This window comes from Pseudovibrio sp. POLY-S9 (assembly GCF_001431305.1).
Taxonomy (GTDB): Bacteria; Pseudomonadota; Alphaproteobacteria; order Rhizobiales; family Stappiaceae; genus Pseudovibrio.
The window spans coordinates 141,509-158,457 of sequence record NZ_LCWX01000228.1 but is presented as its reverse complement, the minus strand read 5'-3'; the positions used below and the strand labels follow the sequence as shown (position 1 = coordinate 158,457).

General features: G+C 53.0%; 13 protein-coding genes. 6 read left to right on the top strand and 7 right to left on the bottom strand.

All coding sequences use genetic code 11. The features are described 5' to 3' along the window. The first annotated feature begins 748 nt into the window (after window positions 1–748). Together PPL9_RS23370 and PPL9_RS23365 are read left to right on the top strand one after the other, a co-directional pair. On the top strand, window positions 749–2,461 hold the full coding sequence (locus tag PPL9_RS23370) for a sodium:solute symporter (RefSeq protein WP_057464960.1): 1,713 nt from the start codon (window positions 749–751) through the stop codon (window positions 2,459–2,461). Between the two features lie 147 nt (window positions 2,462–2,608). After that, complete coding sequence (locus PPL9_RS23365; protein WP_057464959.1) at window positions 2,609–2,971, top strand: hypothetical protein; 363 nt, start codon at window positions 2,609–2,611, stop codon at window positions 2,969–2,971. A gap of 13 nt (window positions 2,972–2,984) precedes the next feature. Here the strand turns inward: PPL9_RS23365 and PPL9_RS23360 are convergent, their stop codons facing one another. Then, window positions 2,985–3,389 carry a secondary thiamine-phosphate synthase enzyme YjbQ gene (locus PPL9_RS23360; protein WP_200962363.1) on the bottom strand — a complete coding sequence of 135 codons (405 nt, stop codon included), beginning with the start codon at window positions 3,387–3,389 and terminating at the stop codon, window positions 2,985–2,987. Between the two features lie 204 nt (window positions 3,390–3,593). On the opposite strand from PPL9_RS23360, the gene PPL9_RS23355 reads away from it, so the two are divergent. Both PPL9_RS23355 and PPL9_RS23350 read left to right on the top strand, forming a co-directional pair. Next, window positions 3,594–4,559, top strand: a complete 966-nt coding sequence (locus PPL9_RS23355) for an alpha/beta hydrolase (protein WP_057464957.1) — start codon at window positions 3,594–3,596, stop codon at window positions 4,557–4,559. A 69-nt stretch (window positions 4,560–4,628) separates the two neighbouring features. Next, complete coding sequence (locus PPL9_RS23350; RefSeq protein ID WP_057464956.1) at window positions 4,629–5,498, top strand: thioesterase family protein; 870 nt, start codon at window positions 4,629–4,631, stop codon at window positions 5,496–5,498. A 62-nt stretch (window positions 5,499–5,560) separates the two neighbouring features. On the opposite strand, the gene PPL9_RS23345 is transcribed toward PPL9_RS23350, so the two are convergent. The 3 genes from PPL9_RS23345 to PPL9_RS23335 all read right to left on the bottom strand — a co-directional run bounded on the left by PPL9_RS23345 (window position 5,561) and on the right by PPL9_RS23335 (window position 7,545). Then, the gene (locus tag PPL9_RS23345) at window positions 5,561–6,085 is read right to left on the bottom strand and encodes a hypothetical protein (protein WP_057464955.1); all 525 of its coding nucleotides are present in this window, start codon (window positions 6,083–6,085) and stop codon (window positions 5,561–5,563) included. 143 nt (window positions 6,086–6,228) lie between these two features. Further along, window positions 6,229–6,852: a 2-hydroxychromene-2-carboxylate isomerase gene (locus tag PPL9_RS23340; RefSeq protein WP_057464954.1), complete on the bottom strand. Its 624-nt coding sequence runs from the start codon at window positions 6,850–6,852 to the stop codon at window positions 6,229–6,231. A gap of 300 nt (window positions 6,853–7,152) precedes the next feature. Further along, a complete protein-coding gene (locus tag PPL9_RS23335; RefSeq protein WP_057464953.1) occupies window positions 7,153–7,545 on the bottom strand; it encodes a DUF4440 domain-containing protein in 393 nt (130 codons plus the stop codon). 350 nt (window positions 7,546–7,895) lie between these two features. Here PPL9_RS23335 and PPL9_RS23330 point away from each other — a divergent pair, with 350 nt between their 5' ends. Both PPL9_RS23330 and pdeM read left to right on the top strand, forming a co-directional pair. Continuing rightward, window positions 7,896–10,424 carry a ligase-associated DNA damage response DEXH box helicase gene (locus tag PPL9_RS23330; protein ID WP_057464952.1) on the top strand — a complete coding sequence of 843 codons (2,529 nt, stop codon included), beginning with the start codon at window positions 7,896–7,898 and terminating at the stop codon, window positions 10,422–10,424. A gap of 68 nt (window positions 10,425–10,492) precedes the next feature. Next, window positions 10,493–11,164, top strand: coding sequence for a ligase-associated DNA damage response endonuclease PdeM (gene pdeM, locus PPL9_RS23325; protein ID WP_193758274.1), 672 nt, complete (start codon window positions 10,493–10,495; stop codon window positions 11,162–11,164). A 65-nt stretch (window positions 11,165–11,229) separates the two neighbouring features. On the opposite strand, the gene PPL9_RS23320 is transcribed toward pdeM, so the two are convergent. From PPL9_RS23320 to PPL9_RS23310, 3 genes are all read right to left on the bottom strand, one after another. Continuing rightward, complete coding sequence (locus PPL9_RS23320; protein WP_057464951.1) at window positions 11,230–12,015, bottom strand: TIGR02186 family protein; 786 nt, start codon at window positions 12,013–12,015, stop codon at window positions 11,230–11,232. After that, window positions 12,012–12,941, bottom strand: coding sequence for a sulfite exporter TauE/SafE family protein (locus PPL9_RS23315; protein ID WP_057465030.1), 930 nt, complete (start codon window positions 12,939–12,941; stop codon window positions 12,012–12,014). The genes PPL9_RS23320 and PPL9_RS23315 overlap by 4 nt, the downstream gene beginning before the upstream one ends. Window positions 12,942–13,098: 157 nt before the next feature. Further along, on the bottom strand, window positions 13,099–16,949 hold a 3,851-nt coding region (locus PPL9_RS23310; protein WP_208989578.1), incomplete at its 5' end, for a peptidoglycan-binding protein.

Genomic DNA, 16,949 nt, shown 5'->3' with positions numbered 1-16,949 from the left:
TCCAATGACCTTCGATCCGTCTCGTCGAAATAAGATCATCAGATGTACAGTTTTCGACGCCTCGGGAGCTTGAACGAGATTTTCGCAGCTCTCCCAAAACGCCACGATAGATATTTTACAACCTTAGAACTCCGCAGAGTCTCAACCGGTCGCATCCCCCTATACAAAAGCATTATGCGAAACAGGGAGGTGCTGGCAAGCATGAAGTTGATTGTTTTCACTCATCTCACGCACTTTTACCACAAAACCGTCAGTAATCATTAAGATATTGCAAGAAGGCATGCATAGAACTCAAGAGTTGCTCCCAAAGTATGGGTCTCCCAAATCCTGCGTTTTTCTGTTTTCTGAACTTCGAGGATTGGGGATTAGTATTAGGTAGTAGAATTTTAGTCTAGCGGTTCGCTTGGGGGACTGTAGAGTATGTATACGTTGGGTAATCATTACTGGAGGTGGGAGTGCGTACACCAAATAGAGTCGCCTATTGGACCAAAACACGTGCACTCATGGCTGCAACGCTCATTCTCTGGCTCATCTTCTTTGGCATCGCTGTCTTTTATGGAGCACCTGGCTCTGATCCACATGCGCCTCACAATGAGCTGAGTGGGCTTTTGGGTTCTCTATCAAACAGTTATGTGTGGGGATGCCTCCTGTTTTTTGTCGCCAGCGTCCTAACCTCGTGGTTTTGCGGCGCACAGGACAGGCTTGATGAAAGTAACACAGGCTCTTCTCAGCAGCAGGGGAGCACATCATGACACTCTCCAGCCTCGATCCTCATCCTTCACAATACAAAGGCCTTCCGCTTGCGCTTTGCCTATTCACGCTCGCACTCTTTTTGCTGACCGGTCTACTCGCCGTTATGGAAAAAGCTGGCGTTGTTGTCGTGCTCATAGAAGCGTTGATGGCTTTGCTGCCATTGCTGGTATTTGCCATGGTGGGTATTCTGGCGCGGACGATGAAGCTCTCTGAGTATCATTGGGGCGGCAAGAATGTGCCGGCAGGCCTGACGGGTGTGACCTTAGCTGCGTGCTTTGTTGGTGGCAGCTTCTTTCCCCTGTTCCTCTCTGTGGTTTTCTTGCCAGAATACATGAGCTTCCCAATTGTATTAGGATGGGTGAGCAGTCTTGTCTTATGTGCGGTGCTCTTTGCCTCTCCTCTCAGGAAGTTTGGTTCGGCGACGGTTCCGGAGTTTCTGGGGGTCCGTTTGCAGAGCAATTTGGTGCGGTTGATTGCCAGTGGTCTGGTTGTTCTCGTTGGTATTCCTCTCCTGTGCACCGAGATGCTGATTGGTGGTCAGGTTCTGGCAACATCTCTCAACGCGACCTCAACGACGGGCATTCTGCTCTTTTCAGTGGTGCTGCTCATTTCTGTTGTGCTTGGTGGTATCAACGGAGCTGTGTGGACACAGGCTCTGCAAGGTGTGCTGATGGTGTTTGCCTGCCTTTCGCCAGTCATCCTGCTTGGGTTAGACCAGCTAACCTCACCTATGGTTTCTGAGAATGTTGGTTTCACCAGTGTTGTCAGTACTTCGCTCACAGAGCAACTCGCGGCGATCATTGATATTGAGAATACGAGTATTGGCTGGTTCTTGATGCAGGGGCCATATGCTGGTGGTCTCTGGCCGTTGATTGGAACTGCTCTTTTCTTTGCCATTGGCATGGCTAGCCTTCCCCACCTTCTCAGCAAGTTCCAGGGAACAGGAAGTTCAGCGTCTGCTCGTCGCGCTGCCGGATATTCTCTTTCTTTCCTTTTGCTCCTGATGGTTGTTGGGTCGGCCTATTTCCTGTTGCTGGCGGATGAACGGCTTCAGAACCTGCTTGGACCGAACGCACTTGATCAGGGCCATCAAAGCGGTCTCATTGCGGCACTGATCAGGTCTGGGATTGTTGCAGCAGCACTTGCTGCAAGTTCTGCACTCTTGATGGCGCTTTCAACAAGCGTTTCTCGAGACCTCATTGAGGCTTTGGTGTTGCCACGTGCCTCACTCAACCAGAAAATCGTGCTGGCGCGTGTTGTGGTTCTGGTGATCTGTGCCTTTGTCACCTATCTTGCCTATAGCGAGAGTTTGTTGTTCTTAGACATGCTGACATTGTCGCTCTCCCTTGCAGCTGCAGCCTTCTTTCCTGTGCTTGTACTTTCATGCTGGTGGAGCAGATTTCACGCAACAGCGGCATACAGCGCAATGCTCTCAGGCAGCTTGGCAACCCTGTTTTACGCTCTTGCCGTGACCAGTGGTTCCACGGGCTTCTGGTTTGGTTTTCCTGCTGAGATGGGCGGATTGCTCGGTGTGTTCTTAGGATTTGCCGTCGGAATCTCACTTTCCTTCGTTACTTTTTCCGAGGATGAGCGTCATTTTTATCTGGCAAGTTTATTGGAGCAACCAGGCGAACGAGACCTCTCGATAGATTTACCTGACACTTCTGACAAGGATGAACCAGAAGAACTCATAGAGATTAGGATGTAATTTTCAGAAAGTTGTAAGTAAACTCTTACAAGCACTGACCGACGTTTGTAGTCCATTTACGCCGATTCAAATTTACAACTTCCGCTAAGTCGAATTCAATAGAGCTGCGTCTATAGTTTATCTCCAATAGAAGCCTAGGAGAAACCTATGGACGCTTTACAACGTGCTGCCCGTGCCAGTGTTGCTCGTATCTGCGGATTTTATTGCCTCGGCGTGCTCCTGATTATGGCAGCGCTCAGCTTTGATCCGGCCAGTTCTTTCCGTACAGGCGCTATGCTTGCAATCACTCTGAGTGCTGTTCTTGTTTACAAAGCCTGGATTATGCCAAACGGTAAGCATGACGGCGATGATGCGTGGGCCTTGATCAAGGGACAAGACAGCAGCGGGCAAGACCCAAACAAAATGCAAAGCGACGCGCTACGCACCGCCTATCATGAGTATTCCAAGCGGGCGATGGTTATCGCTCTGGGGCTCTGGTTCGTCAGCGTTGTAGCTAGTATTTCTGACTGACTGCTGTTAGTCGTCAGGAACCAAGATAATGCAGGGTCATGGAGCGTCGATGCGGCGCTCTTCTATGCTCGATCAAATAAATACCCTGCCAGGTCCCCAAATCCAACTCCCCGTCGACCACCGGTATTTGCAGAGATACTCCTGTGAGCATGGTTTTGATATGCGCAGGCATATCGTCCGGGCCTTCATAGGAATGGAGCCACCCACCATTTTCAGGCGCGAGATTTGTCAGAGCCTTTTGCAGGTCCTGCAAAACTGTCGGATCAGCATTTTCCTGAATGGTGACAGAGGCCGAGGTGTGCCGAACGAACAATGTGAGCAGTCCATCTTTCAATTGGAGTGACTTGGCCCATTCCCGGATCTCTTTGGTAACTTCATAAAAGCCCAATCCCTCCGTCATGAACACCAGTCGTCCCATGGACTGAGAAAGCTGCGTCTGACCACTATCAATGGTCCAGACTTCACAGCTGTTCTTCGTTTTTGACCAACCCGACATGCTCGAAATCCATCCCCTTATTATTCGTTAATTAAGATCGTGTCGTTGTCATTGACGCGAGATTGCGCGACAACTTCTATAACAAACATATTGGCAACATCTTATTGTCGCTTCCGGAGAAACTACATGTCCGAGAATTTCGCTCCTCTGTCGATAAGTCAAGAGGCCGTCGCTGAAGCAAAGGCATTTAACAAGGAAATGACGGAGCAGCTGCGCGCGCTTCCTGATCCATGGAGTTTCCCCCCAACTGTCACCCGTGAACGTCGGTTACAGGGGCTTGGTGCGTTTCCTATCCCCACCTACTCGGAGCAAGCTGAAGATCTGGAGATTGAAGGGCAGCATGGTTCTATTCCCCTACGGCTCTTCAAAGCTGATAAAAACTCATCAAAAGGTGTGATAATTCATTTCCATGGTGGAGGCTTTGTTTTCGGCTCAGCTTCCTTTCAGGATCCTTATCTGGAGAACATGGCAAATAACACTGGGCTTGACGTAGTTTCAGTTGAGTACCGCCTTGCTCCAGAACATCCTTTTCCGCAAGGACCAGATGATTGTGAGGCGGCTTGCCATTGGGTTCTGAATGAAGGTGCGAGCCAATATGGCTGGGATGCCTTTGCTTTGACCGGAGAAAGTGCGGGTGCGACATTGGCCTTGACGACCGCCGTGCGCTTGCGTGACAAGCATGGGATGATCCCCTTTAAGGCGTTGGTTTTGTTATCAGGTTGGTATGACATCGGGCTTACGCCATCTGCCCGCCTTTGGGGTGAAGAGGTGCTTTTTCCAACAACTCGTGACCTTCAGATGTTCGGGAGGCATTTTCTGCTTGGCGAGGAAAACGCGGAGGAACCAGCTGTTTCTCCTTTATATGCCCGGCTGGAAGGATTGCCACCAACACTGCTAAGTGTAGGTACAGAAGATCCACTACTGGATGATACTTGTTTTCTCGCGTCGAGGTTGAAATCTGCTGAAGTGGAGACTTCACTTGAGGTTTATCCCCATGGATGTCATGTTTTTCAAAGTTTTGATCTTGCTCTTGCCAAGCTGAGCACCCAAAGGATAGATAGTTTTTTTCGGACGAAATTCGGTTCGACCTGACCTAATTATTAATAATTAGTGGGTTATCGCAGTAGCGCTTATGAACCGAGGCTGCACAAAGGGTTGGATATGGCAAGCTTAGAAACACTTCTCTCGTTTGTGAATACATGGGAATGCGACGAGAACGACCATTTGAACGTGCAGTTTTACTTCTCCAAATTTGAAGAAGCTGACCGTCAATTTAGAATGATGACCGGATTTAGCGAAGCACTGGTTGGTGCGCGCCGTGTTCGACACGTGCGTTACCATGCAGAGCTGGTTGCTGCATCCCTGATTACCGTGAAGTCTTATGTGGCCTTTGACGGGCCGCACATGCTCTCTGTTGTGCATGAAATGATTGAAGGCTCCACCGGGGAGATCTGCGCAACTGCGATTGATGGCTATACGCCAAATCCTAGTTCTGCAAAGCAGTTGCGGGCGCGCTTCAAAGATGTTGAGGAGAATATCTCCAAGCCGGCGGTTCCACGTGGCATCTCGCCAAGCCCGTTCTCTGGCAAACCAACCATTGATGATTTGCTCAAAAGCGGTGCGCAGATTACTGGCCGCTCAACAGTTCTGCCACGGAATCTGAATGCTGAACAGAAAGCTGAAGACGCATTTGCACTTGCCTGCTTCTCTGATGCAGCGGCGCATGTGTGGGAGCGGACTCCGATGAACACGGCGTGGTTGGATGAGAATGAATATGGCCGGGTTGCGCTGGAGCAGAAGCTTTCCTGGATCAGCCCGCTGAAGCTGGGGGATATGGGTCTGGTGATTTCTACGCTGACCAGCGTTCAGGAAAACACCTTCACAATCCGCCATCATCTGTTTGAATCTCGTACCAAGCGTTTGGCGGCGGTGTGTGATCAGGTGTCTATCAGCATGGATCTGAACAGCCGTAAGACTGTTCCTCTGACAGCAGATTTCCGCACAGCACTGGTGGCCTTACAAACACAGTAAGCTTTGCGATCAACGCGTTAAGAACCGCCTTCCTTTGAAGGCGGTTTTTTTATGCCCGCTTGTTACTGCGCTGGCTGTTCGTTTTCGCCCTTCTGGAAATCGTCTTTCATTTCTTCGACAACAGAGAAGAAACGGCGCATGGCGTTTTCGGTGAACTCCAGTGCTTCTTCCAGTTTTTGCTCTTCTTCATCGCCGAACCAGCCTTCTTCCTGTTGTTTGGCGATGGAGAGGTCGAGGCCTGCTTCGGGTTTGATGGCGGCGATGCTGGCGTCTTCGGTCAGGGTAGCAAGTGCTTCGGAGATGCGTCTAAGTTCTTGACGCATCTTGTTGTTTTCTGCTTCCAGACGGGTGATTTCGTCCTCGTAGACCATGATGCCGTCGAGGGAAGGCTGGCAGACGAGTTTTTCGGCCTTGGTGGCGCAGAGTGAGACTATCCCCGTGCGGGTGTCGAGGCGGATCAGCCCTTTATCCGTCTGCTGCATTTCAAAGCGAACGGGAACATCCTGCTCACTTTGGGCAAATGCGCTTTGTCCACTCATCGCAAAGGTGACCGCAAGGATTCCACTGGCCAGATAAGACTGTTTCACGATTTCTTCCCATCTCTGTTTCAAATCAACGACTTAAAGCCTCTGGAGATTGCAGAGCCATACCTGCTGGCAGATATGGCTTTCAGTTTAGCAGCAATCAGAGCGCCTTGACCATCCGATCAGACATAGGCATGAAATGGGAACTACACGAGGCTTTGATAAGGGCCGCGGCCACTTTTCAACGCATCTTCCAGAAGGTCGAGGCGGTCTTGTCCCCAAAATGGCTCGGAGTTGAGCAGATAGGTTGGTGAACCGACCGCATTTGCCGTTTCAGCCATGCGGGAGTTGACTGTGTAAGCTTCCAGCATCTCATCAGACTTTCCAGCTGCGATGAGGTTATCCGCGTCCAGACCGAGCTCATTCAGGATGGCTGTGAGGACGTTTTCATCGGCTGCGTTGAGGTCTTTTTGCCAGACAGCTTCAAAGACTTTCTGGGAATAAGTGCCAACCGGACCGCCCTGCTCCTGCAGACGAATTGCGATGGAATCTGCCAGCGCAATGTCCGCCGGGAAATGGGCTGGCTTGTAGTTCATTGAAACGCCGCGCTTTTCTGCCCAGCGCTGAAGCTCAATAAACCGATACTTCTGGCGGGCCGGATGGCGTTTGCCCAGAGGCAAACCGCCTGTCAGCGGGAACAAGACAGCGAGATTGACTGGCCGAAAGGTTACTGTGACATCATAGTTTTCTGCTATGCGCAGAAATTCCTGATGGCCCAGATACGCCCATGGCGACAGGTGCGTATAGAAGTAATCGATCTGTGCAGTCATGATTGTTCCCCAATGTATACACTCAGCCTATCCTGTTGCAAAAACAGATATATTTCAATGAGAAAGCCCTGTGCTGGCGTTCACAAAAACGCGCAGACCGTATGAGCAGCTGTAGAGTTTTGTTTTTACGGCTGTTTATCTGAAAACCGGTCACATTGGAGTCGGATACACATCAGAAATCAGCTTTGCGTTCTTATGTGCGTTGGTTTGCGTTAAAGGCGTTTTTTGTGCGTTGGTTACAAAAAAGCCCCCAAACTTCGCAGTCGGGAGCTTCATTCTTCATTGCTGAGCCGAATTCAATCAGGCAGGCTCGTTCACAATGCTTGCGATCTTCCACCGGCCTTCGATGTTGATAAGCAGGTAGTGACAAGTGAAATCGAAGACTGCTTCGCCTTCGTCATCTTCCTGCTGCCAGTCGAGGCTGACGCTCGCGGTGGAGCCGGAGATGTGAGAGGACACCACTTCGTAGATGGAAGAGGTTACATAATGCTCGCGGTGCACTTCCAGGAGTGCTTCGATGTTCTCGCAAAGCTCAGCCTTGTCGTTGAAGACATGGCCTTCTTCCAGCTGCCAGATTACACAGGGAAATGCAAAGCAATCTGCAATCAGCCCGGCGTCATAATCCTCATAGGCATCTGCATAGCTATCAAACAACTCGGAGAGCATTAGTTCTGTTTCGTCCTGAACACTCATAGTGACTGCCCCTTTTCCCAGCTTATTGATGTGCCAGCATTTTTCACGAAGGTAAGGCTTCTGGAGCCCGTTTTCCCTTATATGCCGTGGATAGGGCTCAGTTTGCCAGTCCTTTTTTCAGAAGGAAACAAATTTCATGGGTATTTTCCGCTTTTTATGCCGATATCCCGACCACCTCACAGAATAAATCTCATGGTTTGACACCAATGGGTTGAGTGAGATCGGTTTATCCCCCTCCCTTCTCCTCTTTGCTAAAATGTTCTTGGTTTGCCCCATTTCTGATTGGCACATGTGATCATTGGTGGCAAAGTGCGCTCAACTGTTTTCAGGATCGGACCTTTTCGTCGTTTATGACAGACACCTCTCACCTTCCCTCAGTCTTTAACAACTGGTTTGGCAGCCGTGGTTGGGCTCCACGTGCTCACCAGCTGGAGCTGTTTGACAAGGTGACCGCTGGCAACTCCGCCCTTTTGATCGCTCCGACTGGTGGCGGTAAGACACTGGCGGGCTTTTTGCCGTCACTGGTGGACCTGCATCACAAACGTCAGGCAGACAAGCGCAAGGCCGGAGAAGCGAAGGCTGCCGGGACAGGCGGTCTGCACACGCTTTACATGTCTCCCCTTAAAGCGCTGGCGACGGATATTCACCGGAACCTTGAGGTGCCAATTGAGGAGATGGGGCTTTCCATCAGGCTGGAGACCCGTTCCGGCGATACGCCCAGCCACAAGAAGCAACGGCAGAAACGTCTTCCACCAGATATTTTGCTGACCACGCCGGAACAGATCTCGCTTCTGCTTTCTGACAAGAACGCCGAGCGGCTGTTTGCTGATCTGCACTATGTCATTTTGGATGAGTTGCACGAGCTGGTGACCTCCAAGCGCGGGGACCTGCTCGCTCTGGCTCTGACCCGTTTGCGCAAACTGGCGCCTAACCTGCGCTGTATCGGGCTTTCGGCCACCATTGCGCACCCTGATGATCTGCGTGCCTATCTGGTGGAGCAACCTTTATCGCAACAAGTTCACCATGCTGAGATTGTGCAGGCCAAAGGTGGGGCCAAGCCGCATATCAGCATTTTAGAGACACAGGAAAGGCTACCGTGGTCTGGTCATTCCTGCATCTACGCCCTGCCCGAGATCTATGAGGAGATTAAAGCCCACACCACCACACTGGTGTTTGTAAACACGCGCTCGCAGGCGGAACGGTTGTTTCAGGAACTTTGGCGCATCAATGAAGATACGCTGCCCATTGCGCTTCATCATGGCTCGCTGGATGTGGGACAACGCCGCAAGGTGGAAGCCCATATGGCCGCGGGTCAGCTTAAAGCCGTAGTGTGTACCTCCTCGCTAGATCTGGGCATTGACTGGGGTGATATCGATCTGGTGATCAATGTGGGCGCTCCAAAGGGTGCAAGCCGACTGGCACAGCGCATTGGCCGCGCCAATCACCGTATGAATGAAGCCTCCAAGGCCATTTTAGTACCCTCCAACCGGTTTGAGGTGTTGGAATGTCAGGCAGCCCTGGAAGCCTCTGAAGCAGGTGAGCAAGACACCCCTCCTCTTCGTGAGGGCGGGCTGGATGTTTTGGCCCAGCACATTATGTGCGTTGCCTGTGCTGCACCGTTTGAGCCTGAGCAGCTTTATGAAGAGGTGATCAGCAGTCAATCCTACAGGCATATGGATTATGATCTGTTTGTGAAGGCTGTGGAGTTTGTGGCAACTGGTGGCTACGCGCTCAAAGCCTATGACAGATACGCCAAGTTGCGCCCGACCAAAGAGGGGTTGTTTCGGGTATCCCACCCGCAGTTTGCCCAGCAATATCGCCTCAACTCCGGCACAATTTTAGATGCGGCAACGCTCAAAGTACGGCAGGTGAAACCACGCGGAGCCAACAGCAAGCGGCCCCTTGGGTTTGGCGGCAAGATGCTGGGAGAGATTGAAGAGTGGTTTATTGAGCAGCTTGCTGTAGGTGACACCTTTGTGTTTGCCGGTCAGGTGCTTAAGTTTGAAGGCCTTAAGGAGAGCGAGGCCTATGTGTCCCGCAGTGCTTCGCAAGACCCGAAGATCCCGAGTTATCAGGGCGGCAAGTTTCCGCTCAGCACCTATCTTGCTGAGGGCGTGCGCAACTTTGCCTCTGATCCTAACAGTTGGTCTTCTTTGCCAGGTCAGGTTCGTGAATGGTTGGAATTACAAAAAGAGAAATCACAGTTACCAGATTATGAACGTCTTCTGGTAGAGACCTTTCCGCGGAACGATAAGCACTACCTCGTGTGCTACCCGTTTGAAGGCAGATTGGCTCACCAAACGCTGGGAATGCTGCTGACACGCCGTCTTGAGCGCGCTGGTCTGCATCCTCTGGGGTTTGTGGCAACTGAGTATTCACTGGCCCTGTGGGGGCTGACAGATTTGGGCGCTGCCATAAAAAGCGGGCGCTTGAAGCTGGATGACCTATTTGAAGAAGATATGCTTGGTGATGACCTTGAAGCGTGGCTTGCTGAAAGTAGTTTGATGAAACGAACCTTTAGAAATTGCGCTATGATCTCAGGTCTCGTAGAACGACGGCACCCTGGCAAAGAGAAAACCGGGCGACAGATAACTATAAATACGGATCTTATTTATAACGTACTGCACGAACACGAGCCCGATCACCTGCTTTTACAAGCAACCTGGACGGATGCCGCTACAGGACTTCTGGATATCTCTCGTTTAGGTCACTTTCTTTCTCGTATCGACAAAAGAATCACGCATAGTGCTTTGGGTCGCGTTTCTCCTTTGGCTATTCCGGTTCTTCTTGAAATTGGGAAAGAGCCTATCTTTGGAAGTGCGACAGAAGAGCTGCTGGCGGACGCAGCAGATGATTTATTACTGGAGGCCCAATTGTGAGACTTAACAGTCAGTTGCAGCCACGAGTAGAACCGAGTTATCGTCAACCTATTCCTGTATGCCACGACTTGTCTCTCGCAAGAGAACTTGTTGGCCTTCACGACAGTGGAGCCCTGTGGTGGCCAGAAGAGCGGACCCTTGTGGTGTCTGATCTCCATCTGGAAAAAGCAGCCAGCATTGCCAAGAGCAAGGGCCTGATGCTGCCTCCTTATGATACAGCTGCCACACTGGAAAAGCTCTCCGCCCTGATCGATCTGTTCGATCCGCGTCGCGTGATCTGCCTTGGTGACAGCTTCCATGACTGCGAAAGCTCCGAGCGCATGCCTGCGGCGTATCTCGCCATGCTGGCAACCATGCAGCTGGGACGGGAGTGGATCTGGATCACCGGCAACCACGACCCTGAGATTGCCCGGCACATTTGCGGTGAGCGCTATCAAGAGCTCTCCATCAAATCCCTCAGTTTCCGGCATGAGCCGAATGAAGAGGCTGAGCGCGGCGAGATTTGCGGGCACTTGCACCCAGCCGCCAAAGTGCGCCGCATGGGCCGTACCATTCGCAGAGCCTGCTTTGCGACCAACGGCAACCGCCTTGTGTTGCCAGCCTTTGGTGCGCTGACAGGTGGCCTGAATGTGATGGACAGAGCTTTTTCTGATGTGTTTGCCGAGAAGCGGTTCTCGGTGTTCATGCTGGGCAACGGGCGATTGTTCCCATTCACTGCCTCCAAGCTCCTCAGCGACTAACACAAAAGGCCCTTCTGATCTGAGGGCCTTTTCTTTTGTCTGCTATCAATGAACGCTTTCGCTTCCTAATCTTTCTTAAAGATCACGCCTGCGAGCCAGCCGGTGAACAGGGCCAGAATAATGGCCAGTGCGCCGTAGACTGCCGGATGTTGCCGGGACAGGTTGAATGTCACCTGCTCAAAGCCTGTTTTCGCCACGGTCAGGACTTGCTCCTGCTGGTCCAGCAATACGCCTCCGCTGAAGAGGAAGGTCGTGACTTTGTAGTCCCCTGTCGGGATGGTGGCTGGCAGATCTACTGTAGTTGAGAACAGGGTCGGGCTCAGGAAATTGATGGACTTGGACATCTGCGAATAAAGGCCGTGCTGGACACGGGAGCGCAGGAACGCTGCCTTGAACGCATTGCGCTCTAACGCTGGCGCACGGGTGCCCAAGGCTGCAAGCGGCAGGTGTTCCAAACCAATGCGGTACTGTTTGAGCCAGTCGTCTGATGCGATGTTGCGCAGGTCATCCGTTGCATGGACGGCGTAGAAGCTTGGGACAGCGATGTAGGTTTGCGAGGTGGCGTTGATCCAAAGGCCGACGATACGATCCTTACGCCATGTGGTGACTCGCTCCAGCGGGCCTTCCACAACGACGACGACATCCTGATTGCCGGTTCTGGAGACGGTTTCTGCGTCTCTGGCGATCTCTCCGTAAACGAGGATCTGCGTTCCGGTGAAGTTGGAGGTGATGGCCACGTGAGAGGACGAGACGGCAGACACGAGCTTTTCAGCCAGAGCGGGTGCACCAGAGATGAGTGCCAGAAAGAGGACTGTCAGCAGTGTTGTGAGTGAGTAGAGCGCTCGTCTCATTTGACTGGCTCCTCAATCACACTGACGGAATAGAGGTCTTCCGGTTCCACAATCAGATTGAACGCAAAGCGCAGGCCGACGAGCAGCACCAGCAGGCCGAGGCCGAGGCGCAGGTGCTCACCGCGCATGCCCTGCCCCACCTGAGCGCCGAACTGAGCGCCAATCACACCGCCGATCATAAGCGTCAGGGCGAGCACGATATCAACGGACTGGGTGTTGATGGCATGCAGGAACGTTGCCACGGCCATGGTGCCGAGGATTTGCAGCAGTGAAGTGCCAATGACGATATTGGCCGGTACGCGCAGCAGGTAGATAAGCGCAGGTACCATCATGAAGCCGCCGCCGATGCCGAGAACTGAGCCGAGGAAACCAATGGAGCTGCCGATACCGAAGATCGGGATGACGCTCACATAGAGTTTGGACCGGCGGAAACGAACCTTGAACGGCAGGCCATGCACCCAGTTGTGTTGTCCGGGCTTGCGGCCAGCAGGTGCTTTCCCGCTTTTGCGGCGCATGATGGCCTTCATGGATTCACCCAACATCAACACGCCGATGGTGCCGAGGAAGGTGACGTAGGCCAGCGAGATCACCAGATCCAACTGCCCGAGGCTGCGCAGGATGCCGAAGATCCAGACGCCGATGGCCGAGCCGACGATACCCGAACACAGCAGAACACCAGCAAGTTTGAAGTCAATGCCCGCTTTGCGCCAGTACGACAAAACGCCGGAGGCCGAGGAGGCAACGATCTGTGTGGTGACGGTTGCAACAGAGACCGCTGGCGGAATTCCGGAGAAAATGAGCAGTGGCGTGAGCAGGAAGCCGCCACCAATGCCGAAAAGCCCTGAGAGGAACCCGACGGTTCCGCCCATGGCGAAGATCATAAAGACATTAATCGGCAGTTCTGCGATGGGTAGATAGATCTGCAAAATGGCACCGCGGGTCACTCAGGTGACCTGACAGTGCGCCCCGAGTCACCTTTTATCCAACAACATTGTAGAGTGTTAAGCGCCATTCCAGACGCTCTGTCAATCTACGCGGAGCAGCAAGTGCAAATCTAACCAGAAATCCCCTAGTAACGTGAAATTATATGGTCTGAGAGGCCAGCGCCGTCATCAGACGCCGGTCAGGTTCACCCGTTGCTTCCATTCCCAAACGCGCTTGCAAACTCTTGATCGCGCGCCGTGTATTAGGTCCCATTACACCATCTGGGTTGCCTGGATCATACCCCATATCGAGCAAGGCTTGCTGTATTTTTTTCACAGATGGAGAACCAGCCTGTGAAACTGTGGTTTTCGGCTTGCCGGACCACTTGGTGTCGATCATGACTTTGTTGGCGGCAGGATCAACCGGCTTCATCTGATAGGTCGCGACCGCTTCCAGAGCCTGTCCGTGCTGGCGCTTGGTCAGGCTGGCGGCGACTTCGTCGCGTTTTCCGGCCGCGTCATCGTCCCCTTGCAGGGCTGCGAGGGCGAACCACTTGTAGCTTTCCACCAGATCCTGCTTCATGCCAAGGCCACGCGCTGCGAGGATGGCAAGGTTGAACTTGCTGTCTGCTACGCCATAGTCAGCAGCAATGCGGAACCATTTGACGGCGGAGGTGTAATCCGGTTTGCCATCGATGCCTTCTACATAGAGAACAGCGAGGTTGTGCATGGCTTTGATGTTGCCTTGCGCGGCTGCCAGAGAATACCAGTCCCGTGCCTGTGCCAGATCCTTTTCAACACCGCGGCCTTTTTCATAGAAGCTGCCGAGGCGGTACTGCGCTGGCGCTAACCCTTGCGCTGCTGCTTTGCGATACCAGTCCGCTGCTGCACCCAGATTGGCGGGAACCAGATTGCCCTCAGTGTAGCGGCGTGCAACTTCGAACTGGGCTGCAGCTTCGCCAGTGGTGGCGGCTGTGCGCAGATCAATCGGGCCGATTGCATATGGCAGATCGTAAGCGGACTGTTTTGGAGCAACCTGCTGAATTGGCTGCTGCGGAATGATTGGTGTCACCTGCTCGCCAAACCCAGAGGCTGTTGCGTGTGTGGTAGGAACGCTGGCCGTTGTGATTGGATCAGCGGCCACATTGGAAGCAACTTTTTGAGCTGGCTGTGCTTTGCTATTTCCCCCGCCAATGTCGGTTGCCTGACCAAAGATCAACTCTTTGGTTGGTTCGGACGGTGCGGTGGCGGAGCCAGACTGCCAGATGCTTGTGGAGCTGACGGGTGATGGTAACTCTGCCCCAGAAGGCATGGAGGATACGCGGCTGATAACATCAGGTGCTGCAATTGCGTCTACACCACCGCTCAGCAGGGAGGAGTTGTCTTTGCCTGGCATTGGTGCATCTGGCGCCATGATGCTTGGCATTGTGTCAGATCCTGCAGTGTCAACGCCGTCTGAACTGGAGAACAGACCTGTGTCGAACACCCGCAACGCGCCGATGGTCAGAAGAAGAGCCGCTGCTGCCAGCATGATTGCACGGCGGCGGTTGGATTTGCTTTCCTTCTTCTTGCCTTTTGTTTCTGTTTCAACTTTGCCCAACTCAACAGGTGCAGCAGACAGATTGATCGGCTCTTTCACCGCAGTCTCTGTCTCGCTTACGATGTCTTCTGAGCTTAAAGAAATAGGCTCTTCGGCTACCTGAAGTTTGCTGAGAACCTCAGCCGTTGCAGCTGCTTTTTTGGCGCGCAGGTTTTCAGGAACCTCAACATTTTTGGTCCGGTTCGGGCTGATGTAGTCACGCAGACGGCGTGCCCGTTCTGGTGCTTTGCTCGTGCCGGATGCTGGCTTTTCTTCTTCCTGCTTGGCTGTCTTCACTTCTTTGGCAGCCGCTTTTGCAGCACGGCGAGCCGCTGCTATGAAGTCTGCTTTACGGTTACGTGGACCTTCCGGTTCCGCCGCGGCAGAAGCCTGTTCCGCTGAGTTTCCTTTGCGCCCCATATTGAAGGCGCCCAGAATGCTGCTGATCTGCGTGTCGCCAACCAGTTTCTGGTGTTCGTTGGAAATCTCTGTGTTGCCGATGGCGTTGCGGATGCTTTCCAGATTTTCCAGGCGATGGGAAATGGTGCCCAGCACATCGCGCACATCTTGCAGCGCATGCTGGTCTACATCGTCTTTCTCGCCGGATGCTTCCAGCAGGGACTGCAGGTCGAGACGCAGCGCAGAAATGGCAGCTTCAACAGCCTCACCCTGCTCCGCGCCATTGCCCAGAGCCAGATTGTCCGTTGCAGCCTTTACTGCATCCTGTGCGATCTGCTGCGCCTTATCCACCATGTCGGTGTGAAGGCCTTTGATCTCTTGCTCGATGGTGCCGAAGCTGTTTTCCAGATTGCCGATCGCCCCAAACTGGGTTTGAGACATATCCAGCTTTTGAGAGAGGTCTGCAATCTGCTGTTCCAGACGATCAATCTCAACATCTGAGGACAGGCCAGACGGGCTGGAGATGGTTGCAGCCAGCTCCTGCAGTTGGGATTCAATGTCGCCGGAAGTTGCCAATGCACCGATGTGGCCGCGTAGTTCTGCGATCTCAGCGCGGATCATGGACATTGCTTTGTCGGAGGAACCAGCATGGGCACTGTCTTCAACCATCTGGGTCAGCGTCATCACACGCTGTTCAAGACGGGCAAGAGCCGCACTTTCGTTCTCGTTCAAAGCCACCTCGAAGGAGGTTTCCGTCAGGCGGACTTCGATGTCATCCACTTTGTTGCAGAGATGGTCGAGGCGACCTTCGATGGACGAGAAAGCCTGATCAAAGCCTGTTGTGGCTTCCGGACTTTTCTCCATGCGGTCCAGCTTTTGGCCGATATCAGAAAGGCGATCTTCCAAACGGTTCAGTTGATCGTTGTTGCCTGCTTTTTCCGGGCCTTCAGCCAGAATGTTGGAGATGGAATCCAAACGGCCATGCAGACGGTCAATCACTTCGCCATCTGGCATGCGCGTTTCAACGCTGCTGAGGCGAGACTGAATATCACGCTGAATTGCAGAGAAATGGTCCAGCTCATCCATGCGGGCTGTCAGGAACCGGATGCGCTGATCCACATCATGGATCATGCGGCCTGAATCCAGACGATCAATAACTTGTCTCAGCTGAGCAACTTCATCGCGGACAACTTCCAGACCAGCGGTGCCGGAGCGCAGCAAAACATCTTCCAGACGGTCACCCATGGAGGACAAACGGTTTTCCAGCGAGTTGAGCTGATCAACGCGAGGCAGTTGGCGGATTTGGTTTTCCACCTCGGCCATCCGCTCAGACAGGCTCTCGTAAATCGCCGGATCGACATTCTTTTCTGCCAGTTCCTGCAAGCGAGACTGGATGGATGCGTGCGCCATGCCCAGAGCATTGAGGCTGTCCTCAATGTCAGAGCGGGACAGTGCTGACTTCATCTGCTCCAGTTCGTGGCGCAGTTCTTTGAGCAGCAGGCCGTTGCCCTCTTCATCGCGCAGGCGTCCAATAATTTCGGAGAGCTGCGAGCGATTGTCGGAGGTGCGGTCCATCATTTCGTCGCGCAGGCTGTTGAGCTGTGTCTGCATGCCATCATGCAACTGCTCAAAGCGCGCTTCATCCGGCTCGCGCAACGTATCAAGCTGACTGGCCAGCTGCTTGAAGTGGCCGTCAATCATTGTGTTGAGCTCAGAATATTCCGCAGTTTGTGCTGGCTGCGGTGCTGCTGGTCTCTGGCTCTGCCGTGCTTCCACACCGTGCGGCATTGCACCTGCGTTGAAGCGAGGCTCCATCTGCGTGACCGGCGGACGAGCATAATCTTGCGCGGCGGGTGCCCAGTTCTGTTCTACAGAAGCTGGTTTCGGCTCCTGCATAGGCGCAGTACTTTCAGCTTTTGGCGGAACACCCTTCCCTTTTTCATTTTCGTTATGAGCAAGGGAGTTCAAGCGTTCATCCAGGGCGTTCAAGGCATCAAGCACAGAGCTGATGCGTTTTACCTTGGAATTCTCCG

Coding starts and splice junctions, on each gene's coding strand:
- PPL9_RS23370 (WP_057464960.1), top strand. CDS start 749: ATGACACTCTCCAGCCTCGATCCTCATCCTTCACAATACAAAGGCCTT.
- PPL9_RS23365 (WP_057464959.1), top strand. CDS start 2,609: ATGGACGCTTTACAACGTGCTGCCCGTGCCAGTGTTGCTCGTATCTGC.
- PPL9_RS23360 (WP_200962363.1), bottom strand. CDS start 3,389: ATGGGACGACTGGTGTTCATGACGGAGGGATTGGGCTTTTATGAAGTT.
- PPL9_RS23355 (WP_057464957.1), top strand. CDS start 3,594: ATGTCCGAGAATTTCGCTCCTCTGTCGATAAGTCAAGAGGCCGTCGCT.
- PPL9_RS23350 (WP_057464956.1), top strand. CDS start 4,629: ATGGCAAGCTTAGAAACACTTCTCTCGTTTGTGAATACATGGGAATGC.
- PPL9_RS23340 (WP_057464954.1), bottom strand. CDS start 6,852: ATGACTGCACAGATCGATTACTTCTATACGCACCTGTCGCCATGGGCG.
- PPL9_RS23335 (WP_057464953.1), bottom strand. CDS start 7,545: ATGAGTGTTCAGGACGAAACAGAACTAATGCTCTCCGAGTTGTTTGAT.
- PPL9_RS23330 (WP_057464952.1), top strand. CDS start 7,896: ATGACAGACACCTCTCACCTTCCCTCAGTCTTTAACAACTGGTTTGGC.
- PPL9_RS23320 (WP_057464951.1), bottom strand. CDS start 12,015: ATGAGACGAGCGCTCTACTCACTCACAACACTGCTGACAGTCCTCTTT.